The 21,970-nt window shown below is 40.9% G+C and carries 20 protein-coding genes; 10 read left to right on the forward strand and 10 right to left on the reverse strand.

Annotation, left to right across the window (positions count from 1 at the left end):
• Positions 1–29: 29 nt before the first annotated feature.
• Together Q8W26_RS06665 and Q8W26_RS06670 are read right to left on the reverse strand one after the other, a co-directional pair.
• Positions 30–608: an aminodeoxychorismate/anthranilate synthase component II gene (locus Q8W26_RS06665; protein WP_101214402.1), complete on the reverse strand. Its 579-nt coding sequence runs from the start codon at positions 606–608 to the stop codon at positions 30–32.
• Between the two features lie 11 nt (positions 609–619).
• Positions 620–1,837 carry a multidrug effflux MFS transporter gene (locus Q8W26_RS06670; protein ID WP_153071495.1) on the reverse strand — a complete coding sequence of 406 codons (1,218 nt, stop codon included), beginning with the start codon at positions 1,835–1,837 and terminating at the stop codon, positions 620–622.
• A gap of 222 nt (positions 1,838–2,059) precedes the next feature.
• On the opposite strand from Q8W26_RS06670, the gene Q8W26_RS06675 reads away from it, so the two are divergent.
• Both Q8W26_RS06675 and yiaY read left to right on the forward strand, forming a co-directional pair.
• Positions 2,060–2,995, forward strand: a complete 936-nt coding sequence (locus Q8W26_RS06675; RefSeq protein WP_101214404.1) for a LysR family transcriptional regulator — start codon at positions 2,060–2,062, stop codon at positions 2,993–2,995.
• Between the two features lie 103 nt (positions 2,996–3,098).
• A complete protein-coding gene (yiaY, locus tag Q8W26_RS06680) occupies positions 3,099–4,247 on the forward strand; it encodes an L-threonine dehydrogenase (RefSeq protein ID WP_101214405.1) in 1,149 nt (382 codons plus the stop codon).
• A 138-nt stretch (positions 4,248–4,385) separates the two neighbouring features.
• Here yiaY and Q8W26_RS06685 read toward each other — a convergent pair whose 3' ends face one another.
• Positions 4,386–5,375, reverse strand: coding sequence for an ion transporter (locus Q8W26_RS06685; protein ID WP_101214406.1), 990 nt, complete (start codon positions 5,373–5,375; stop codon positions 4,386–4,388).
• A gap of 81 nt (positions 5,376–5,456) precedes the next feature.
• On the opposite strand from Q8W26_RS06685, the gene Q8W26_RS06690 reads away from it, so the two are divergent.
• The 4 genes from Q8W26_RS06690 (at position 5,457) to Q8W26_RS06705 (ending at position 9,015) form a co-directional block, all read left to right on the forward strand.
• On the forward strand, positions 5,457–5,861 hold the full coding sequence (locus Q8W26_RS06690; RefSeq protein ID WP_153071496.1) for a PilZ domain-containing protein: 405 nt from the start codon (positions 5,457–5,459) through the stop codon (positions 5,859–5,861).
• Positions 5,862–5,987: 126 nt separating this feature from the next.
• Positions 5,988–7,304: a DNA recombination protein RmuC gene (gene rmuC / locus Q8W26_RS06695; protein WP_305472846.1), complete on the forward strand. Its 1,317-nt coding sequence runs from the start codon at positions 5,988–5,990 to the stop codon at positions 7,302–7,304.
• A gap of 9 nt (positions 7,305–7,313) precedes the next feature.
• Positions 7,314–7,964, forward strand: a complete 651-nt coding sequence (locus Q8W26_RS06700; RefSeq protein ID WP_101214409.1) for an HD domain-containing protein — start codon at positions 7,314–7,316, stop codon at positions 7,962–7,964.
• 184 nt (positions 7,965–8,148) lie between these two features.
• Positions 8,149–9,015: a hypothetical protein gene (locus tag Q8W26_RS06705; RefSeq protein WP_101214410.1), complete on the forward strand. Its 867-nt coding sequence runs from the start codon at positions 8,149–8,151 to the stop codon at positions 9,013–9,015.
• Between the two features lie 73 nt (positions 9,016–9,088).
• Here Q8W26_RS06705 and Q8W26_RS06710 read toward each other — a convergent pair whose 3' ends face one another.
• The 3 genes from Q8W26_RS06710 to elbB all read right to left on the reverse strand — a co-directional run bounded on the left by Q8W26_RS06710 (position 9,089) and on the right by elbB (position 13,415).
• A complete protein-coding gene (locus Q8W26_RS06710) occupies positions 9,089–11,950 on the reverse strand; it encodes a pitrilysin family protein (RefSeq protein ID WP_101214411.1) in 2,862 nt (953 codons plus the stop codon).
• 107 nt (positions 11,951–12,057) lie between these two features.
• Entirely contained in the window at positions 12,058–12,345 is a 288-nt protein-coding gene (locus Q8W26_RS06715; RefSeq protein ID WP_101214412.1) for a hypothetical protein, read from the reverse strand.
• 413 nt (positions 12,346–12,758) lie between these two features.
• Positions 12,759–13,415, reverse strand: coding sequence for an isoprenoid biosynthesis glyoxalase ElbB (gene elbB, locus Q8W26_RS06720; protein WP_101214413.1), 657 nt, complete (start codon positions 13,413–13,415; stop codon positions 12,759–12,761).
• 522 nt (positions 13,416–13,937) lie between these two features.
• On the opposite strand from elbB, the gene polA reads away from it, so the two are divergent.
• The gene (polA, locus tag Q8W26_RS06725) at positions 13,938–16,736 is read left to right on the forward strand and encodes a DNA polymerase I (protein ID WP_101214414.1); all 2,799 of its coding nucleotides are present in this window, start codon (positions 13,938–13,940) and stop codon (positions 16,734–16,736) included.
• Positions 16,737–17,063: 327 nt separating this feature from the next.
• Positions 17,064–17,249 (forward strand): PA3496 family putative envelope integrity protein, encoded by a 186-nt coding sequence (locus tag Q8W26_RS06730; RefSeq protein WP_101214415.1) that lies wholly within the window; start codon positions 17,064–17,066, stop codon positions 17,247–17,249.
• A 107-nt stretch (positions 17,250–17,356) separates the two neighbouring features.
• On the opposite strand, the gene epmA is transcribed toward Q8W26_RS06730, so the two are convergent.
• Both epmA and efp read right to left on the reverse strand, forming a co-directional pair.
• The gene (epmA, locus tag Q8W26_RS06735; protein WP_101214416.1) at positions 17,357–18,322 is read right to left on the reverse strand and encodes an elongation factor P--(R)-beta-lysine ligase; all 966 of its coding nucleotides are present in this window, start codon (positions 18,320–18,322) and stop codon (positions 17,357–17,359) included.
• A 92-nt stretch (positions 18,323–18,414) separates the two neighbouring features.
• On the reverse strand, positions 18,415–18,984 hold the full coding sequence (gene efp, locus Q8W26_RS06740; protein ID WP_101214417.1) for an elongation factor P: 570 nt from the start codon (positions 18,982–18,984) through the stop codon (positions 18,415–18,417).
• A gap of 168 nt (positions 18,985–19,152) precedes the next feature.
• On the opposite strand from efp, the gene epmB reads away from it, so the two are divergent.
• Both epmB and priC read left to right on the forward strand, forming a co-directional pair.
• On the forward strand, positions 19,153–20,184 hold the full coding sequence (gene epmB, locus Q8W26_RS06745; RefSeq protein WP_101214418.1) for an EF-P beta-lysylation protein EpmB: 1,032 nt from the start codon (positions 19,153–19,155) through the stop codon (positions 20,182–20,184).
• 40 nt (positions 20,185–20,224) lie between these two features.
• Positions 20,225–20,554 carry a primosomal replication protein PriC gene (gene priC / locus Q8W26_RS06750; protein WP_101214419.1) on the forward strand — a complete coding sequence of 110 codons (330 nt, stop codon included), beginning with the start codon at positions 20,225–20,227 and terminating at the stop codon, positions 20,552–20,554.
• 88 nt (positions 20,555–20,642) lie between these two features.
• On the opposite strand, the gene Q8W26_RS06755 is transcribed toward priC, so the two are convergent.
• Entirely contained in the window at positions 20,643–21,059 is a 417-nt protein-coding gene (locus tag Q8W26_RS06755) for a hypothetical protein (RefSeq protein ID WP_101214420.1), read from the reverse strand.
• 235 nt (positions 21,060–21,294) lie between these two features.
• Positions 21,295–21,822 (reverse strand): DUF3016 domain-containing protein, encoded by a 528-nt coding sequence (locus Q8W26_RS06760; protein ID WP_101214421.1) that lies wholly within the window; start codon positions 21,820–21,822, stop codon positions 21,295–21,297.
• Between the last annotated feature and the right edge of the window lie 148 nt (positions 21,823–21,970).

Below are 21,970 nucleotides of genomic sequence, written 5' to 3' on the forward strand. Positions count from 1 at the left end.
TCACCTTTCTCCTATCGGCATGAACTCTATCACTCATATTGTTCAATAAAGTTGGCTAATATCCCTAAACCCTGCTCCGTTAAAATCGATTCAGGATGAAATTGTACACTTTCAATCGGTAATGTTTGATGGCGCATTGCCATTATTTCAATACCAGCTTTCCCTTCGATGGTGGCAGTTACTTCAAAGCATTCAGGTAGTGTTTCTGGCTCCACCACTAACGAATGGTAGCGTGTTACTCGCAGCGGGTTAGGTAATTGCTTAAACACCCCGTTATTACGATGCTCAATTAACGATGTCTTACCGTGCATTACTTCGTGCGCTAATACCACATTCCCACCAAACGCTTGTGCAATCGCTTGATGGCCTAAACACACCCCAAATATTGGTAGTTGACCAGCAAAGTGCTTGATCGCAGCGAGTGAAATACCCGCAGCACCTGGGTCACATGGTCCCGGTGAAATCACCAAATATTTTGGTGCTAGCTCGCTAATTTGAGCTAACGTAATTTGATCATTTCTGACAACCTTCACCTCTTGCCCTAGTTGCTGGTAATACTGCACTAAGTTATAGGTAAACGAATCATAGTTATCAATAATCAGTAACACTTAAACTATTCCTATTGCGACTCGAGTGTTCGGCGCTTTTCTATAAACCACACAATTATACCAGCTAATACACTAGTTAATGCAAATGCCCCTGTTAACGGTAACACGGTAGCGTTATACCAACCTGACACAATAAAAGCGCCCGCAACGGCAACCAGCGTAGATACCGCTCCCACGATTGCAGCACCTGTCCCAGCTAAATGACCCAGAGGCTCCATTGCTAGCGAATTTAAGTTACCAAATAGTACCCCGATATAGGCAAAAGCCACGACAAAATAAACCGTTGTCATCATCAGTGATGGTAACCCCTGAAACCACAAGCCAATGGCATAAAAACATACAGAAGAAATAACCAGCCCACATAACGCATTTTTCACCATATATTGCATTCCCTTAGCGACCACCATCTTGCCATTAACATAAGAGGCGACGCCAAAGACAAAAGCTAAACCTGAAAAGTACAACGCAAAATATTCGCCTAGCTGGTAAGCGTCTTGAAATAGAGCTTGGGCACTCGATAAGTAAGCAACAAATGCCGCAGAGACGATACCTGAAGCCATAGTGTAAGCCATCGCAACAGGGGTAGTACAAACCTCTTTGCAGGTTTTCAGTAACACTGAAAGCTGAAATGGCTTCACATACTGCGGTTGTAATGTTTCAGGTTGGCGTAAGCCAAACCAAATCAACGCAACAGTGCCCATCACTAACATCGAGATAAAAATAGCCTGCCAAGGTGCAAACCATAAAATCCCCTGCCCAACTAATGGCGCAAGCATCGGTACTAGAATAAAAAACATCATAATAAATGACATGACTCGTGCCATATATGCCCCAGCATATTGATCACGGATAATCGCCATACTTAACACTCGAGGAGCCGCTAAACCAACGCCTTGAATGAAGCGACCGATTAACATCCATTCATAGGAGGTGGCAACAGCGCAAATTGCCGTCGCAATTAAGAATATTGTAATACCCAAATACACTAACGGCTTACGGCCAAGGCTATCTGATAACGGTCCGATAAATAATTGGCCTACGCCCATTCCCATTAACAGTACCGGGACGATCAATTTAACGTCTTGAGTCGGCGCTAAATTTAATCCAGCTTCAATCAACCCCATCGCCGGTAAGATCACATCAATTGAAAATGCAACTAATGACATCATGAGAGCCATTAGTGCAATAAACTCTATTTTTGGGGACGGTAGTGCAACAGATGTGCTCACAGGCAACCTATAACAACGATTAAAAATAAGGGCGCAATCATATCAACATAGCGACTTTTGTATAGCTGTTTTGTTGTTAATTACGGTTATGCATATTTTGTATATGACAAGCGTTCTATATTAGTTGTTCACAAACTAAAATGATGAAAGATAATAGTTCAAATGAAGAGTTCGATGAACTATATTCATACTTTTAACACTCACACTAAATTTAGGCAATTCATGATTGAACGGATTCACTTAGCCATCATTCAACAGGTTGATCAACTTGGCACATTAACTCAAGCTGCTAATGCTCTGTTTTTAACTCAGTCTGCACTAAGTCATGCAATAAAAAAATTAGAGGGACAGCTCAACGTTAAGATATGGAGTAAAGATGGTCGCCGCTTACGCTTAACCGCTGAAGGTAAATCAATACTCGCACTCGCCAATCGCGTGTTACCTCAGCTTGAGCATACAGAGCAGCTCATGGCTCAGTTTGCCAAAGGTGAGCGGGGAAATTTACGTATCGGTATGGAATGCCACCCCTGTTATCAATGGCTGCTCAAAGTCGTTTCGCCTTACCTTAATCAATGGCCCAATGTTGATGTCGACGTCAAACAAAAATTTCAATTTGGTGGCCTAGGTGCGTTGTTCAACCATGAAATTGATGCACTCGTTACACCAGACCCATTATTTAAACGAGGGTTAACCTACGCGTCCGTATTCGATTATGAATTAGTCCTTGTGGTTAGTGAAGATCATCCTCTTGCCTCAGTCGAAGATGTAACACCACAACAACTGAGTCATGAAACTCTTATCACCTACCCTGTAGAACTCGAGCGATTAGACATTTTCAGTCAGTTTATGCTGCCGGCCAATTGTCACCCTAAAAAGCATAAGACTATTGAAACTACCGATATCATTGTACAAATGGTTGCCAATAATCGAGGAATCAGTGCATTACCAGCGTGGTTAGTGGAGCAATATCAGCAGCAGTTTGACATTAAGTCACTGCGCTTGGGCAAGCAAGGGGTTCATAAACATATCTATATTGGCTTTCGCGATAGCGATGCCGACACCGAATACATCAGCAGTTTCATTGATATTGCGAAATCGGTCACTCAGCGACCTTTATCCCACACTAAGGAATGGCACAAAACTCATCCCTTAGGATGAGACGGGTTGATTGCGGTGTGACTGTTGCGCCAGATCAAATTCCCCATCCAATAGTAGTGTTACTTTATACGCAAAATAATTACTACTATTGAAGGAACATACTATGAGCACGACTTTTTTCATGCCATCTCTTAATCTAATGGGTGAAGGTTGTATCCAAGAAGCCGTAAACTACATTCAATCTCAGGGCTTTAAACAGGGCTTGATCGTTAGTGATGCAGTATTAAACCAAATTGGCGTAGTAAAGAATTTTACCGATTTACTAGACACAGCAAACATTGCTAGTGTCGTATTTGACAAAGCGCAGCCAAACCCTACGGTTAGCAATGTTAATGATGGATTAGCATTATTACAGCAAAATAGCTGTGATTTTGTTGTCTCCTTAGGCGGTGGTTCACCACATGATTGTGCGAAAGGTATCGCACTGGTTGCCAGCAACGGTGGTGAAATTGCGGATTACGAAGGCGTTGACCAATCTGCCAAACCACAATTACCGCTTATTGCAGTTAACACTACTGCTGGTACGGCTTCTGAAATGACCCGCTTCGCCATTATTACTGATGAAAAACGCCACGTAAAAATGGCTATCGTTGATAAGCACACAACACCCGTACTTTCAGTAAACGACCCTTCGTTAATGATTGGCATGCCAAAGTCTTTAACAGCAGCAACAGGTATGGATGCATTAACTCATGCCGTTGAAGCGTATGTTTCAACAGCAGCAACCCCAATTACCGATGCCGTTGCGATTAAAGCGATTGAACTCATTCAAGCTTACTTACCAACAGCAGTCAGTGATGGTGAAAACATTGAAGCTCGTGAAAAAATGGCTTACGCTCAATTCATGGCGGGTATGGCCTTTAATAACGCGTCATTAGGTTATGTCCACGCGATGGCTCATCAACTAGGCGGTTTCTATGACTTACCACATGGCGTGTGTAATGCCGTATTATTACCACATGTTCAGCGCTATAACGCACAGGTTGCACCAGAGCGTTTAAGCCATATTGCTGCGGCAATGGGTGTTGATACCTTAGGCCTTTCAGCTCAAGAAGGCGCTAATGCGGCCATCGTTGCTATCGAAAAATTATCACAAACGGTCGGTATCCCTGCTGGTTTAACCGAATTAAACGTTAACGTTGAAGATATTCCCGTATTAGCTGATAACGCATTAAAAGATGTCTGTGGTTTAACTAACCCGAAACAAGCCAGCCACGAAGAAATCTGTCAAATCTTCCAAGCTGCAATGTAATCAGTCGAACGCTAATAGGCTTAGTTACTGCCTAAGCTCTCATGATAAAAAAAGAAGTTTGCCCACCAGCAAACTTCTTTTTATTTTTAATGCCGACAGGCTTTAGCTAAAGCACCTCGTTTTAAATAGAGTGAGGAACTAATCAATACTCTCATGGCAATGAGGACACCGTTGATGGACCTTAGGCGCGTGAATCGCTTTATTTCCGTCTTGTGAATGTTGATGCTGGCGATGAGCAAACAGCAAAAGCTCCGCTTCATGTTCATTAATACCTAATTCACGGCGCAATAATTCCAAATCCCCTTTCTCTTGTTCAGTTAGCACACCGTCGCTATAAGATTGAATCAGCTTAGAACGGTAGATCGTGCGATTTTGCTTTAATTGCGCAGAAAACCCTGAGGCTAAGATACCCGCTGGTAGTGCGACCATCCCCATCCCAATAACAGTGATTAAACCACCAAACAATCGGCCCATTGGAGTTATTGGCGTCACATCACCATAGCCAACGGTAGTTAACGTTGAAGTGGCCCACCACATCGCAGCAGGAATGCTACCAAACGCTTCGGGCTGAATATCATGCTCTAATAGATAGATCCCACTGGCAGTTAAAATCAATACAATCGTTAAGATTGAAAAAGCGGCAAAAAAAGCACTCGACTCTTCCTTTAACACTTTTAATAACATATTCATGGCGCTGGAATAACGAGTCAGCTTAAACACTCGTAAGATTCTAAATACACGTAAGAAACGTAAGTCGATAGAAATAAAAAAGGTTAAATAAAACGGTAAAATAGCTGCAAGATCCACCAACGCAGGGAAAGACAAGATATATTTCAAGCGCCCCTTAAAATCATCGCTATAGCCTTTATTCTTTATCTCTGGACATGACCACACCCTGATAAAATACTCAAGGGTAAAAATCACAATCGAAAAAATCTCAAACCAATAAAACTCGTTACCATACTTTTCAGCTAAAGAAGCAACAGACTCAAGCATAATCGCTAAAACATTAGCAATAATTAGCACAATCATAGTGATATCAAAAATACGACTCACTGTAGTCGCCTGTTCACTGCCCTCCATTAATTGCGATGCTTTATAGCGATATCGCGCACCCAAGACTCTCATTTAAACTACCCTCAACCACATCAATTACATAACCCATTGATATTAAAACAATCACCCAATCAAAATTCGCATAAGCTAGTTTTGTTTCATATACTTACCTTTACCCACCAAACAGGTGAGCATTCAATGTACCAAGCGGAGCAAGCAATGCAAGTAGAACGGCGCTTTCATCCTCGATATCCTTATCGTGTGCAAGTCGAAGTTAACATCGATGAACACCCCTTTAGCACTACCAGTGTGAATTTATCAGAAGGAGGCATTCAGCTGGAAGCAGATAACTCGATGGTTAAAGCTTTTGAACAATTGCCACACCCTCCACAATGCATCATTAGAATTCCACAACCAGCACCGTTATCATTAGCGTGCCGCTTAGTGGTTAAACGTCGCTTAGCGCAAACCCATTACTTGTTAGGGTTTAAGTTTCTCTTTAATAACGATAATGAAAGTGAGCAATTGAGCCACTTTATATCTACTCTTACCAATTAAAAGGATCTGCGTTAACATACCCGTTATCTCAGATCTCTTATAAAAACTGCCATGCTGCTTTCCTCTGAACAACTACTCACCTTGCTCCCTTACTTTATCGCTAGCTTCCTCTTGGGTGCAGGATTAATGTATTTATGGCGAATGCGCTCACAGCAAGAGCGCTTACGCCAACAGCAGCAATTATTTACTATCGAGAAGAAACAACTTGAGCAGCAACTCAATCAATGTGATGACCAACTCGACAAACTTCACTTACAACTGCAACAAACACAAGACACAGCCAATACACTACAGCAAGAAAAGCTAGAGCTTTACGCCGAAGTCCGCGAGTTAAGCGCCACAAAAGCACAATTAATCGAAGCGCATCAACAACAGCTTGATTTGATCAATACAAATCATGACGCAGTAAAAAATCAGTTCAGTCACCTTGCACAGCAGACCCTTGAACAAAAAAGCGATCTATTTGCCAAGCAAAATCAAGCTAATATCGATTCGATTATTGCACCATTAAAAGCCCAGTTGGGCGATTTTAAACAACAGGTGCAACACAGTCATGACAGCGAAACCAAGCAACGCCATCAGCTACAACACGAGATTCATAGTTTAAAACAGCTCAATCAACAAATGACTCAAGATGCAATTAACCTCACACGCGCCCTCAAGGGGGATAACAAACAACAAGGTAATTGGGGGGAGTTAATCCTAGAACGCGTATTGCAGGAATCAGGTTTACGCCAAGGACATGAGTATCACACTCAAAGTCAGCATAAAAACGAGCAAGGAAAGACTTTCCGTCCCGATGTCATCGTGCACCTACCCGATGCAAAAGACATTGTGATCGACTCCAAAGTATCATTAACCAGCTATGAGCGTTACTTTAATAGTGAATCAGAGCAGCAACAGCAGCTCGCCTTACGTGAACATATCGCTTCGATAAGACAACATATCAAAGATCTCAGTAATAAAGATTATCATCAGCTGCAAGGCATCCGTAGTTTAGATTATGTACTATTATTTATCCCTATTGAGCCTGCCTTTTTGTTAGCTATTGAACATCAGCCAGACTTAATCAGTGAAGCGATGAATCATAATATTATGCTGGTTAGTCCAACCAACTTGTTAGTGGCCTTACGCACTATTCACAACTTGTGGCGTTACGATCAACAAAATAAAAACGCTCAACTCATTGCCGATAAAGCCAGTAAACTTTATGACAAACTCCGTCTATTTAGTGACGACCTTCTCAATGTCGGTCATTGTATCAATCGTGCCAACCAGAGTTATGAGCAAGCCTTTAAAAAACTCAGCCAAGGTAAAGGTAATTTAGTCAGCCAAGTGGAGGCCTTTCGAGAGCTTGGCGTTACAGTAAAAAAACCGTTGTCTCAGCAATTAACCGACTCGACCGATTCACCACTTGCCGTACCACTCAATCAACAAGAGTAAATAATAAAAATGATCCACTCTCTTTTTAACCCCCTTGCTTGGCAAGGGCAATTTCAACAATTTGTAGAGCAACAAATGGAGTCTGATCCTGCGCACGACATTGCTCATATTCAACGTGTTGTGACAACAGGTCTCGCCTTAACGACGCAAGAACAAGCTGACCTAGCCATTACACTTCCCGCGTGCTGGCTCCATGATTGTGTCAATGTTGATAAGAAATCACCGCTGCGTGACCAAGGCTCTCGCTTAAGTGCTGACCGAGCAATTAGCTTTTTACAAAGCATTAACTACCCGAGCGAGTATTACGACGCTATTCATCATGCCATTTGTGCCCATAGCTACTCTGCGAATATAGCAACAGAAACGATTGAGGCAGAAGTCGTACAAGACGCTGATCGTCTTGACGCATTAGGGGCAATTGGCTTATCGCGTTGTTTAATGTTGGGCGCAACTTGGGGCAGTCAACTGTACAACCCGCAAGATCCTTTTGCCCAGCAACGAACTCTGGATGATCAAAATTATTGTATCGACCATTTTTATGTCAAATTAAAAGGACTGGTCAGCACAATGAAAACCGACGCTGGAAAAAATGAAGCCCAAAAACGTTGGCAATTTATGCAGCATTACCTCGACCAACTACAAGCAGAAACAGGTGCTTAGCTATAACGTATCTTTAACCAATAAAATTAAATAATTATTGGCTAAATTGACGATTATTAATTGTCATAATCACCAGCCCCAAAAACAAAAAACCTAACACACTGAAATAAAACAAAATAAAAGTTGGTACGCAAGTTGCCTTTAATTAGCTAAATGATGAGTTATAACAACAATGGAATTTAAAATGAAAAAGTTATCGTTAGTTACCGCCCTTTCTGCTCTATTTATCAGTGGTTGTAGTATTTCTGTCGGCGCACAGCCAAACTTAAAACACACTCAAGAAAGCTTAGTGCTAAACAACGCCAAGGCGCTGAGCGGCTTTAACATTCATGCAGGTAGTGGCAGTCTGACGGTTGTCGGTGAAGAAGGTTTAACCGCGATACATGTCGACGCAGCTATCACCACCAGTGAAGATAACGAATACAAGCTGACTTTAGCGAATCACAACGGCAGTGCTCGATTAGTAGCAAAGACTGATAATAGTCAATGGAGCCAAAGCCACAACTCAATTGACTTAACTGTACGTATGCCAAAAGGCATGATGTTAGACATCAATGATGGCAGCGGAAAAATCACCGTCTCTGACTTAAACAATAACCTAAAAATCAATGATGGCAGTGGCCATATCGACCTAACAAACATTAATGGTGCAGTTAATATTAACGACGGTAGCGGTGGTATTAAACTAGACCATAGCAACGGCTCTGTGGATATTAACGATGGTTCAGGATCAATTGACCTTCACGAGATTGGTGGCGCTGTAACTATCAACGATGGCAGTGGTCAAATTGAAATCAATCATGTCACGGGTAATGTTGGTATAAATGACGGTTCTGGCTCTGTATTAGTTAATGACATTAGTGGTAATGTTCGTGTTGACGATGGCAGTGGTGATATTGACGTATCAAAAGTTAAAGGCAATGTAACTATTTCTGACGGTTCTGGCGATATTGATGTATCAGATGCAAACAGCCTAATCATTCGCAATGACGGTAGTGGCGGTATCTCAAGCCGGAATATTAAAGGGACTGTGAAGATTCCAAGTAAGTAATACGTTTATAATGACTCGAAAGAAAATGCCATTCAAATATGAATGGCATTTTTTATGGTTCTAATACAGTTGCCTACTTAACTGGGTTGCCACGTTTATCTAAAACAATCGGCTCACCTAGCCCTAATTCCTTCATTCGTGGCAACTGAGTTTTCGCATCACCCACCACTAAATAAATCATTTCATCAGGGTTCATGTACGTATTAATGATTTGTTGCGCTTGCTCCAAAGTTAAATCTCGCAACGTTTGCTGTTGGGCTGCTACATAATCGTTCGCTAAACCAAAGGTAGTGACGTTTTCTAACACCCCCATCAGACTACCTGTCGTTTCAAACGCACGAGCATCTTGCTTAGCCAAAATTGATTGAGTACTTGCTAAAGCCTCTTGATCAAACTCTTGCCCATACTTTGTTAAAATTTCACGAAACGTTTGTAACGATTCAAGCGTTACATTCGAACGTACACTTGAGCTAGCAGTAAACGCACCACCAACATTACTACGACTAAAACCAGAATAAGCGCCGTAGGTATAGCCCTTCTCCAACCTTAAGATTTGGAATAACTGACCAGAGAAGCTACCACCTAAATTATGGTTAACAGCAACCGCAGGGTAGTAATCTACAGAATCGGCAGTCATGGCACGGCTGCCAATACGGATGAATGATTGCTTAGCGCCCGGTACATCAACAAAATAAAGCTGTGCCTGAGACAGCGTTGGACGCTCTTTGGCTGATACTATATTCACAGCTTGGGTAGATAATTGCGTTGCCAGTGGCGTTAAGCTTGCTGCCACCTGTTGCTGAGTCACCTTGCCCGCGACATGAACACTTGTCACCTGAGCACTCACATTGTGCTGATAAAATGCTTTAACATCCTCCAAGGTAATTGCTTCAACTTCAGCAGCTGTTCCCACTTCTGGCGTACCAAAGTTACTATTCCCATAAAGTAACTTACCATAAACATTCGCGGCAATTGCCCCTGGGTTAGCATCAGCTTGTTGAATACTTGCTAAGGTTTTTTGCTTAACGCGTGCCCATTCGGATTCATCCCAACGTGGTTCCAAGATAATTTCTTGTGCCAAAGCAATAGCTTCACCGTAGTTCTTACTTAACACATTGCCTTGCAAAGAAATGTACTCATCATGAACATAAAAATTTAACTCAGCCCCCAACTCACCCAATCGGTCTTCTAACTGTTGTGGGGTTTTATTACGTGTACCTTCCATCATGATATCAGTCAACAAGTTAGCCGTACCATGCTTACCAGTACTATCGAGTGAATGCCCCCCCTTGATGCGAATAGAAAACGACACTAGAGGGAGTTCATTATGCGCGATACCGAGCACGTTCACACCGTTATCCAACTCACTTTGCCATACCTTAGGTAAAGTAACGACAGGTGTTTCACCATAACTAGGTACAATAGAACGATCAAATGATGGCTTAGGCTGAGCGACAGGAGTTAGTGGTGCTGACGACGTTTGTTGCGCTAGCGTTTTCTCTGCCCCCTGCACGATCTTTTCTTCAACAACATTGGCTTTAACAGCCCCTTCTAGTGCTAAATCTAACTGACCTTTGGGAACAAAGCTTGTTGCTACATAGTTTTTATTTAAAATATATTCTTTAAACACACGAGAAATATCAGCGGCTGTTACTTGCTGATATTTAGCAATTTGTTTAGTGATATAGCTTGGATCGCCATGAAACTCGTTTGCAGTCGCTAACGATGATGCTTTAGAAAAGACACTCGTTAAGCCATTATAAAAGTCTGTTTCTTTAGCCGTTAATATTCGAGCGATTTGTGCTTCACTCGCACCCGCTTTAACAAACTTAGCAAACGCTTTATCAAGACTCACTTTAGCTCGATCTAAATCAACGCCATCAAAGGTTCGCACGCTAAAACTAAATGTACCCGCTAGCTCACCGTGGCTAACATAGGCATTAGCCCCTGGAGCAATTTTATCCTCTTCAACCACTGACTGATATAACACACTATCTTTACCATCACTGAGCACCTTGGCTAACATTTCAAGAGCGTATTTATCTGGGTGATTATGATCAACCGTTGGCAACGTCATCGTTAACTGTGGCAACTTAGCAAAGTTATCTTCATGATAAAGCGATTTGTTCTCGGTCAAAGTCACAGGCATTGGCGGTAATGGCGTCACATTACCGCGTGGTTTAAACTCTGAAAAATACTTTTCAATCCACGCTTTTGCTTGCGCCTTATCGAAATCACCGGCTAGCACTAATGTCGCATTATTAACGCCATACCATTGCTGATAAAAATCACGAACATCTTGTAAAGTAGCGTTTTGCAAGTCTTCTAAACTCCCGATAACAGACCAGCTATACGGGTGCCCTTCAGGGTATAACGCTTCAAGAGTCACCCCATAAGCATGCCCGTAAGGTCGATTATCCACACTTTGACGCTTTTCGTTTTTTACCACTTGTTTTTCATTCTCAAGCCCCGCTTGAGTCACGGTGTTAATGAAGTAGCCCATACGGTCAGACTCCATCCATAATACTTTTTCTAAGCCATCATTAGGAACAACTTCATAATAAATAGTACCGTCTTGCCATGTACCGCCATTTAAGCTGCCGCCCATTGCTCCAATATTTTTAATAAACTGTCCAGCACCTACATGTTCAGAATTTTGGAATAGCATATGTTCGAAAAAGTGAGCAAAGCCGGTACGCCCGAGCTTTTCACGATTCGATCCAACATGGTATTGAATCGCGACAGCAACCACAGGGTCGGATTTATCTTGATGTAGTACCACTTCAAGACCGTTATCCAGAGTAAACTTTTCTATATCAAGGGTCACCGCTCCCTGAGCGGCGGGAGCAGGTTCAGGTAACGAGTTAGTGAGATTACAACCAGCAATTGCCAGCGCTAATGCACTCAAGGCAAATGCTTTTTTATAATTTTTCATTTGTCATCCATTCATTATGATTAAATCGACCACTACTTTAAGTGGAGACTTAATGAATAACAAGTGTTTAACAATGCAAGCGTAATAACGTTAATGATATGGCAGGATTATTTATAAATTGCCTCTTTTGCACTCCCGAGTTGAGCACTAGGGATGAACTGATCAGATATTGTCATGATTGAATATAGGTTGTTTCGTAACTTATCTAGAGCTATTTCATTTGGGTCTAATGCAGTTTGTAATAGGTGAAGCGCCATGTCAGCCAAAAGTACTCGTTGCTTTTCTTGCCACAGTTCATCACCTTGTTTTGCTGAAACATCGAGATAAGCCTGCTCCACAAGCTGATGCATTTGCCAGCTTTGTGCAATTAACTGGCGCTTAAGTTCAGAGTCCATTTCGACCTCAGATAAAATAAATTGAAAATAATTGAAATAAGGATTGACAAACACTAATGAGAATGATTATTATTACCACACGTTTTACGGAACGTATCTCCTGACAATGTATGACTTAATAATTTGCTATTTTATTAATACTCATTGTTTGAACAAAGGCTTACATAGATTTGTTCTTGTTTAGCTCGTAAAAGAATTGATGTTACAAACAGGCAATTATTATTAGCAACAATAATAATTAAACGCTTGCAGCAACAATGCTTTAACGGACTGAATACACGACTATTGCTCACATTGCTATTTTACGGCCGCCTTGTGCGGCCGCTTTTTTTATAGTGTCAATTCGGTTAACTATACTCACCTCAAACAAGGCCCTGAAGAAACACCGTCAGGAAGATAGATTAATGCACCGCTTATTCACACAGCCCCACTAACTCATTAATGGTTGCCTCAATTCCCACCGCGATTTCCGCTATATTTTGTCCTAGCATATACGCAGGTGTCGTTAATACTCGATGATGTTGGTCATAAACAAAACTATCAACAGCACAATTAATATGCTTGCCACCCATTTGCATAATAGCATCGGCTGTTTCTTTATCATTACCGATAGTAAATTCAATATCCGCACCATAGATTTGCGGTAATAGTGCAGGTGCAATACAAAGATAAGCAGCAGGTTTTTTTAAATCTGCAAATTGCTTTGCGGCGACTAAGACATTTGCTTCAACGGCACAACCGCTTCCATTAACAGCAAAATCTGATAAGTTTTTGGCAGCACCAAAGCCGCCAGGAACCACTAAAGCCGAGAAGTTTTTAGCGTCCAACTGTGCAAGATCCTGAATGTCACCACGAGCAATTCGGGCAGCTTCGACCAAGACATTACGCTGCTCTCCTTCGCTCACTTCACCTGTTAAGTGATTCACTACATGTAATTGATTAATATTGGGAGCAAAACACTGATAACTCACCCCAGCTTTTGCTAAAGCAAGTAAAGTTAAAACACTTTCATGTAACTCAGCACCATCGAACACCCCTGAGCCAGATAAGATAACCGCAATATTTTTCATTATTCCTTTACCCATTTTTGTTAAGTAATGCTAGTTTGCGATATATTGTTCATGATTAAAAGAAAATAATCATAATTAAAACTGGTAAAAATAATCCAATCTGGTAAATTAACGCTCCGGTCTGAAAGATGCCTTTAGTAAAGGTGAATAAAGACTAAAAAATAAGCATATTTTTACAATGTCTCATTGTAAAGTACCTCGGCAAAGCTCATGCCAGCTTATTTGATTATCCACAAAACTGAGTCATATGGATGAATTTCAATCACTTCCATAATAAACAATTAAAAACAATCACTTACGAAGTCAAGTCGTAGCTTAAGTGATCTTGATTTAAATCAATTACTCATTTGCTACACAGAGTTATCCACAGAAATTTTATCATTTTAACCACCAAGTTAACCATTTTCCTTACTAAAATCCCGAAAGTTACTACAGAGTTAACTGACAAGGTTAAATCCCTCGTGCTAGCATGCGTATAAATTGGCTTGCTTTAGCCTCAACTAACACAATGACACAATCAATATGGCTACAATAAAAGAAAATCCTTTCGTTCTAGTAGATGGTTCATCTTACTTATTTCGCGCATTTTACGCGCCGCCACACTTAACCAACTCAAAAGGTGAAGCAACAGGTGCTGTTTATGGTGTGATCAATATGCTTCGCAGCCTGATTAATCAATATCAACCAAGCAATATGGTTGTTGTGTTTGATGCTAAAGGCCCAACATTCCGTAATGATATGTACAGTGAATATAAGGCAAATCGACCGCCGATGCCGGATGACTTACGCGGACAAATCGAACCTCTGCATAAGTTAATCAAAGCAATGGGCATTCCGCTTATTTCGGTTCCAGGCGTTGAAGCTGATGATGTCATAGGCACTCTAGCAACACAGGCAAGTAAGCAAGGCATCCACACCCTCATTAGTACGGGTGACAAGGATATGGCGCAATTAGTTGATGACAATGTCACCTTAATTAATACCATGACCAATACAGTGCTCGATCGCGAAGGCGTTATTGAAAAATTTGGGGTGCCGCCAGAGCTTATAATCGATTTTCTTGGCTTAATGGGCGATAGCTCAGATAACATCCCTGGCGTACCTAAAGTTGGTGAAAAGACTGCATTAGGTATGCTCCAAGGCATAGGCAGTATCAATGAGATTTACCAAAACATTGATAAACTAGCCACACTTAGTTTCCGTGGAGCAAAAAGCATTGGCAAGCGGATGCTTGAACATGAAGAAATGGCAAGATTATCTTATCAACTCGCAACCATTAAGCTCGATGTCGAGTTGGAGGAAAGCTATAGCGATTTCACTATGGCTCCAGCAAACCAAGATCAATTAATTGAGTTGTTTGGCCAATTAGAGTTTAAGCGATGGCTATCTGAAGCACTTGATGGTGGTAATCCACTTGAAGTTAAAGCAAGTTCAGAATCGGGCAATAGCGAAACGACAGCCCCATCATCAGGTATTAACACCAAAGATTACCCGGTTATTTATACACTAGGTCAGCTGATTCAGTGGGTTAGAAAGTTAGAAAATGCTTCTCTATTTGCCTTTGACCTAGAAACCACCAGCCTTAACTATATGGAGGCTGAAATCGTCGGTATGTCATTTGCGATTAAAGAGCAAAATAGTGACGGTGATGATGAGTACCAAGCAGCTTACTTACCATTAGCCCATGATTATGAAGAAGCGCCAAAACAAATCGCGCTATCATTAGCTCTTGAGAAGTTAACACCGTTATTAGAAGATGCTTCGCAGCTTAAAGTGGGTCAAAACTTGAAGTATGACCGTAATGTACTGGCTAATTACGATATTACCCTCAATGGTATTAGCCATGACACCATGTTGGAGTCTTATGTTTTAAATTCAACAGCGGTTAAACACAATATGGATGCACTAGCGCTTAAATATTTAGGCCATAAGACTATCCATTTTGAAGACATTGCTGGCAAAGGTGCCAAACAGCTTACATTTAACCAAATAAAGATTGCTCAAGCGGCGCCTTACGCGGCTGAAGACGCTGATGTGACACTACGCCTACATGATAACTTAATGGCGAAACTTGAGGACGAAGGCAGCTTATTACCGTTATTTAACGACATTGAAATGCCATTACTGCCTGTACTATCAGACATCGAACGCACTGGTGTATTGATCGATGATACTCAACTTTTTGAGCAAAGCGCTCAACTTGCTAAGCGTATTGAAGAGTTACAACAACAGGCTTGGTCAGTTGCTGGTGAAGAGTTTAATCTTGGTTCAACCAAACAATTACAAGACATCTTATTTAGTGATGAAAAGATGGCTCTGCCTGTGCTGAAGAAAACCCCCAAAGGCGCCCCTTCAACCAACGAAGAAGTGTTACACGAACTGGCTAATGATTATGAACTGCCACAGATCATCTTAGAATACCGTAGCCTGACTAAGCTAAAAACAACTTACACAGATAAGCTACCTTTAATGATAAACAAAGACACGGGCCGCGTTCATACCAGTTACCACCAAGCTGTGACCGCAACGGGGCGTTTATCATCAACCGATCCAAATCTACAGAATATTCCTATTAGAACCGACGAAGGTAAACGTATTCGTCAAGCATTTGTCGCTCCTGCGGGCTACAAAATAGTAGCTATCGATTATAGTCAAATTGAGCTGCGCATTATGGCTCATCTATCACAAGATAGCGGCCTATTAACTGCTTTTGCCAATAACTTGGACATTCACAAAGCAACCGCATCTGAAGTGTTTAATACGCCATTTGAGGAAGTCACCGTTGATCAGCGTCGCAGCGCTAAAGCAGTCAACTTCGGCTTAATCTACGGCATGTCAGCGTTTGGACTAGCTAAACAACTAGATATTCCTCGAGGTCTGGCTCAGCAATATATTGATAGCTATTTCGACAAATATCCGGGTGTTTTACAATACATGGAAGATACCCGTGCTGTTGCAGCCGATAAGGGTTACGTTGAAACGCTAGATGGTCGTCGCCTTTATTTAGCTGATATCAATGCACGTAACGGTGCTCGACGCAAAGCGGCTGAACGTGCAGCGATTAATGCGCCAATGCAAGGTACTGCTGCTGACATCATTAAAAAGGCAATGCTCAAAGTGAGCCAATGGCTTAACGAACAGCCCGATGATTTAGCTAAAATGATCATGCAAGTTCACGATGAATTGGTCTTTGAAGTTAAAGAAGATTGTGTTGAACAATTCTGTTTAGATGTTCAAGAAATTATGGCTCAAGCAGCCGATCTTGATGTTCCACTCATTGCTGAAGCTGGCGCTGGTGACAACTGGCAGCAAGCACATTAGTAAGGTAAAAATAAAAAAGATCTTTTTTCGATCTTTGATTGAACTATTGATGATTAGTAATGACTAACTATATGTAAGTTAGTTATCTCTCTATCATTACTTTCCTTGTACCGAGCTTTATTAAGCTCGGTTTTTTTTGTCTAAAATTCTCACTTTTCAGCACAAAAGTACGCCACAGGCCACTTTCAAGGATATTTTTCACAATTTTATTGTCTATACTAAGTGATGATAGCAATCTAAATTTTCAATCATGATAAAAAAATATCATCAGATTAACATGGGTTGATATATAACAACGCTTGGCTGCGGCTAAGAAGAGAGGGTGAGATGAGTAATTTGAACTACGACGGTGAGGATCTTGAACCATTCCTAAATTTAGACAATGATGCATCAACTGAGAAAAAAAAAGCCACTCGCAATGCAAAACGGCGTGAAGTACGCCAACGAATTGATGAACTAGAAGCAGAACGCGAATTAAGAAGGGAGCTCAGTGACGAATGGGATGACATCTAAGCACAAAAGCACTTTCCCATAATAGATAATTAGCAGCAAAGTAAGTCGCTTTTTCTTCTACCTAAAACGACTTACTTGCTCTGAGCATTACACTATCAACAATACCCTTAGCATCTCGTCACATCAAAGCTGAGCACTTCATTGATGTGAGCTTTATTCAATGCAAGCATCACAAGTCGATCAACCCCTAAGGCCACACCAGCACAATCCGGTAATCCAGCACTAAGTGCGTTAATTAAGTGATGATCAATAGGCTGTTCTATTAAACCTTGCTGTTGACGCTGTAAGTTATCGGCCTCAAATCGGGCTAATTGCTCTGTCGGATCTTGGAGTTCATGAAAACCATTAGCTAACTCAATACCTCGATAATAAAATTCGAAACGACGGGCAACACGTAAGTCTTTTGGCTCAAGTCGCGCTAGTGCAGCTTGTGATGCAGGGAAATGGTAAATCGCCATTGGACGCGTTAAGCCAATCTTCGGCTCAATCACGAAACAAAACAATACTTGCAGTAAAGTATCTTTATCTTGTTCTGTTGCAACAAAGTCACCTAAATCATGAGCTAAAGCCAGCGCGCGTAATTGTTCTATATCAGCAGTTAGCGGGTCGACGTTAAGGTACTGCAAAAAAACCTGCTGATAGGACATAACTTCACAAGGCACTGTTTCTAAAATAGATTGTAATAGCTGATCAACCTCATCAATAAGTGCCAAATGATCATAGTCCGGCTGATACCATTCAAGCATCGTAAACTCAGGATTGTGATAACGGCCTGACTCTTCGTTTCTAAACGACTTATTGATTTGATATATCGCACCACTGCCAGCGCAAAGTAAGCGTTTCATATGGAATTCTGGCGATGTTTGAAGATAAAGCTTTTGCCCATTCGCAAACCCGGGGCCAACAAAGGTTGTATCAAAGGTGTGTAGGTGCACATCAGTCACTGTCGCTTGTGACATCGCTGGCGTATCGACCTCGAGCACGTCCCTTTGTACGAAGAATTGCCTAATCTTTGCTAATACCTTTGCTCTTTGTCGTAATGCTTCGATAGACGCACTGGGTTGCCAGCTCATTAATTTACTCCTAGAAAACAAAAATCCGCTATCAAAGATAACGGATTTTAACAGTGTTTAATTTCACCTACAGGTTAAAGTATATTGGTCAATTACTTGCTTACGCGAGAAACGTATTCACCTGTGCGCGTATCAACTTTAATGACTTCACCAATTTGAATAAATAGTGGAACACGAACAACAGCACCTGTTGAAAGCGTCGCAGGTTTACCGCCCGTACCAGCAGTATCACCTTTTAGACCAGGATCGGTTTCAGTGACTTCTAATTCAACAAAGTTTGGTGGCGTTACCGTAATTGGGTTGCCGTTCCATAAAGTGATAATACAAACATCTTGCTCTACTAGCCACTTAACAGCATCAGCAACAGCCGCTTCTTCTGCGGCAATTTGCTCAAAGGTATCGTTGTTCATGAAATGCCAAAACTCACCATCAGCATATAAATAAGCTAAATCACATTCCATAACATCAGCAACTTCAAAAGTTTCACCTGACTTAATCGTCTTTTCTAGCACTTTACCAGAAATCAATTTACGAATTTTTACGCGGTTAAATGCTTGACCTTTACCCGGTTTAACCGTTTCATTTTCAATGATGTTACTTGGCTCACCATCAAACATTAATTTTAAACCATTCTTAAATTCATTCGTGCTAACTGTAGCCATGACTTCCTCGTTTTATTATCAGAGCCACAGGCTCTATCTATATTTTAAAATTAAATCATTGTAAAAGTGTGTTCTAGCCTTACAGCCATAGCGATAAATTGCTATAGTCTCACTCATTACAAATTCTATTAGTCGATTCTACCTGATTAATCGCCAATCTAAAAATAAATGCCGCAGATAGTCACTCAAAATATAATCCCACATCAAATATCTTGGCAAAAAGAACTTGCTCAGGCATTCAATGATCCTATAAAACTGCTCGATTACTTAAACATCGATAAAGAAAAGTATAGTGACTCTTTTGCTGCGCGTAAGTTATTTCCGTTGCGAGTGCCTGTACCATTTGTCCACCGCATGGAACGTGGCAATGCTGATGATCCCTTATTAAAACAAGTGATGACCGCGCGCGAAGAATTTTTCGAGCAGCAAGGTTTTAGTGACGACCCGTTAAAAGAGCAACAGCCACCACTTCCTGGTTTATTGCACAAGTACGATAATCGTGTGCTATTAATGCTACGCACCGCTTGTGCAATTAATTGTCGCTATTGTTTTCGTCGACATTTTCCATATCAAGACAATAGCTTAAGTAAAGCACGTATCGTTGAAATTGTTGACTATATCGAGCAACGACCACAGATTAATGAAGTGATCCTTTCAGGTGGAGATCCTCTGATGGCCAATGATCAACATATCACTGAGCTTTTTAATCATTTAGAACCGATAAAGCATGTAACGCGCATTCGCATTCATACACGCTTACCCATCGTTATTCCATCTCGTATCACAAATGAATTGTTATCACTGTTTAAGCAAACACGATTTAATGTGGTAATGGTAATGCATATCAACCATGCCAACGAAATTGATCTCGATATTAAAGATATAGCAAATAGGCTTAAGAGCCATCATGTTACGCTGCTTAATCAAGCCGTTTTACTACACAAGATTAATGATAATTTAACTGCTCAAGTTAATTTAAGTGAGTCATTATTTGATGCTGGGATTATGCCTTACTACCTTCATTTATTAGATAAGGTAACGGGAGCGAGTCACTTTGATACGGACGAACAAGCAGCAATAAAGCTGATGCACCAACTCTATCAGCAACTACCAGGTTTTCTAGTACCGAAGTTAGTTCGTGAAATAGGTGGAGAAGCGCACAAAACCCCTATCGATCTTGGGCTCATGCCTGATCTATAATAGTCTTAAAATTTAATTAACCAAATATTTAGAGAGTCGCATGTCACATAGCCCACTTTTTGCCGCTTTAACGGAAAATATTCGCCTAATCTATCGTCAGTCAATCGACGCAGATAAAGCAATTGATGAGTTACGCCAACAGGATATGGCCAAATTTAGTGCCATTTTTGATGAGCAGCAAGGTTTTAAAACAAAAGCTAACCGTTTTACCCCTTATGCAGAAGAGTTAGGTAATGACTTAGTTGCTTTGCAACAAGCAGAAAGTGATGATGTCCCGACACTAGTGCAGCCGCTAGTTGCAAAAATTGAAATACAATTGCAGCTGCTCCAAGTGTTTAAAAGCAATTTAAAAAGCAAACCAAAGAAATAAGGGACTTATTCTCTCAATAAGGGACTTATTCTCACAATAAGGGACTTATTCTCACAATAATTCGTTATTTATTGGTTAGCTTGCGGCATTATGCCGCAAGTTTTTGCCCTTTACGCATCGAAAATGCTTTCATAATTTGTTGCTGACGTTCAACTAAATTACTGCTGATAAAGCATAAACGGCTACCGGTTTTTTGCTGCTCTAAAATACCAGGAATTTGTTGCGCCATGATCTCGTCATCATCGCTCAAGGCATATAATTGCACTTCGTCGCCAGGAATAGAGCATAGAGCTTCATAAGCACCAGTACCAACAGGTGTTAAGTTGATATCGTTTTCTACGATCTCGCCACCAGCTAGCGCACAGTAAATTTCTTCACCAGAAAACTCACTTTTAATTACCATATACTGCACTTCTTCTTGGTAATCTAAACCTAAGCTATTTAGAACAAGACGGTTTGTTTCTGCACTTGCGTGCGCATTCGTTGCCATTTCACTTTTAAACATAACGTTATTCCTTATTACTAGTGCCAGAAAGCTGTTATAAACACTGGCAATACTTAATGAATTTATAATCATTAAATATAAAGCAATATCAATGCCAAAAGTTAGACTTATAGTATCTTCATGATAATTATATATATTAATAATCAGAAGCAATGGTCAAATATCCGCAACGATCCTATAGCGGCAAAAAGATCCTTTTAGGAGGACAAACTAATGCCTCCTCTTTTTATCATGACTATTTACCGGCCAGTGATTCACGTAACCAACGCTTTAACATACGCTTTTCATAGGCTAACGCTTCAGTAGAGCCTGCAAGTTTCGCATTCATATTAAAGCCAATGTCTCTAACGCGTTTACGCTGTTTCGCAACAACCTGATCTTTAGGACCCTTTATTACATACTCAATATCAATCATTGGCGGATAAATATCTTGGATGATTCGAATATTCCCTCCCTGCCCAATCACCGGACGTACATCACCTGCTAAGTCGAGGTTATAGACAGTGACTGACGCTTGTTGACCGCGCTTAAGGTATTTAGATAGTTCTTGCTTGAGATACTCATCTAAGTTATTCATAACTCGTTTTTCAAAGCGCTTTTGAATTCCACTAGCCGCATCAATATCACGAAACTTATCAACATTTTTCCACTGCACTTTCACAGCACTCACATCAACCTTGTTTGCAGTAGTCGCTTGCGCGTATGTACCAAATATTAACCAACTACAACTTACCGCAATCACCATTAATTTTTTAATCGACATTATGTTCTCCTCTTTCTGACAATCGCGTCTCTAGTTCGAGCTTCTTCTTCAACTTCAAAAAAAGCTAAGATTATTTTTTCATTATCTAATAATTAAGAGTGCATAGAAATAGATTAGTTTCAATGGATTACATTTGATAACAAAATTA

Origin of the sequence: Psychrobium sp. 1_MG-2023 (assembly GCF_030689115.1) — a bacterium.
Classification (GTDB): Bacteria; Pseudomonadota; Gammaproteobacteria; order Enterobacterales; family Psychrobiaceae; genus Psychrobium.

Bases quoted from the DNA above. Each gene is read 5' to 3' on its own strand.
- Q8W26_RS06730 (WP_101214415.1), top strand. From the start codon at position 17,064: ATGAGTAATTTGAACTACGACGGTGAGGATCTTGAACCATTCCTAAAT.
- priC (WP_101214419.1), top strand. From the start codon at position 20,225: ATGTCACATAGCCCACTTTTTGCCGCTTTAACGGAAAATATTCGCCTA.
- Q8W26_RS06710 (WP_101214411.1), bottom strand. From the start codon at position 11,950: ATGAAAAATTATAAAAAAGCATTTGCCTTGAGTGCATTAGCGCTGGCA.
- Q8W26_RS06700 (WP_101214409.1), top strand. From the start codon at position 7,314: ATGATCCACTCTCTTTTTAACCCCCTTGCTTGGCAAGGGCAATTTCAA.
- Q8W26_RS06760 (WP_101214421.1), bottom strand. From the start codon at position 21,822: ATGTCGATTAAAAAATTAATGGTGATTGCGGTAAGTTGTAGTTGGTTA.
- Q8W26_RS06715 (WP_101214412.1), bottom strand. From the start codon at position 12,345: ATGGACTCTGAACTTAAGCGCCAGTTAATTGCACAAAGCTGGCAAATG.
- epmA (WP_101214416.1), bottom strand. From the start codon at position 18,322: ATGAGCTGGCAACCCAGTGCGTCTATCGAAGCATTACGACAAAGAGCA.
- Q8W26_RS06675 (WP_101214404.1), top strand. From the start codon at position 2,060: ATGATTGAACGGATTCACTTAGCCATCATTCAACAGGTTGATCAACTT.
- efp (WP_101214417.1), bottom strand. From the start codon at position 18,984: ATGGCTACAGTTAGCACGAATGAATTTAAGAATGGTTTAAAATTAATG.
- yiaY (WP_101214405.1), top strand. From the start codon at position 3,099: ATGAGCACGACTTTTTTCATGCCATCTCTTAATCTAATGGGTGAAGGT.
- rmuC (WP_305472846.1), top strand. From the start codon at position 5,988: ATGTATTTATGGCGAATGCGCTCACAGCAAGAGCGCTTACGCCAACAG.
- elbB (WP_101214413.1), bottom strand. From the start codon at position 13,415: ATGAAAAATATTGCGGTTATCTTATCTGGCTCAGGGGTGTTCGATGGT.
- Q8W26_RS06755 (WP_101214420.1), bottom strand. From the start codon at position 21,059: ATGTTTAAAAGTGAAATGGCAACGAATGCGCACGCAAGTGCAGAAACA.
- Q8W26_RS06705 (WP_101214410.1), top strand. From the start codon at position 8,149: ATGAAAAAGTTATCGTTAGTTACCGCCCTTTCTGCTCTATTTATCAGT.
- Q8W26_RS06685 (WP_101214406.1), bottom strand. From the start codon at position 5,375: ATGAGAGTCTTGGGTGCGCGATATCGCTATAAAGCATCGCAATTAATG.
- polA (WP_101214414.1), top strand. From the start codon at position 13,938: ATGGCTACAATAAAAGAAAATCCTTTCGTTCTAGTAGATGGTTCATCT.
- epmB (WP_101214418.1), top strand. From the start codon at position 19,153: ATGCCGCAGATAGTCACTCAAAATATAATCCCACATCAAATATCTTGG.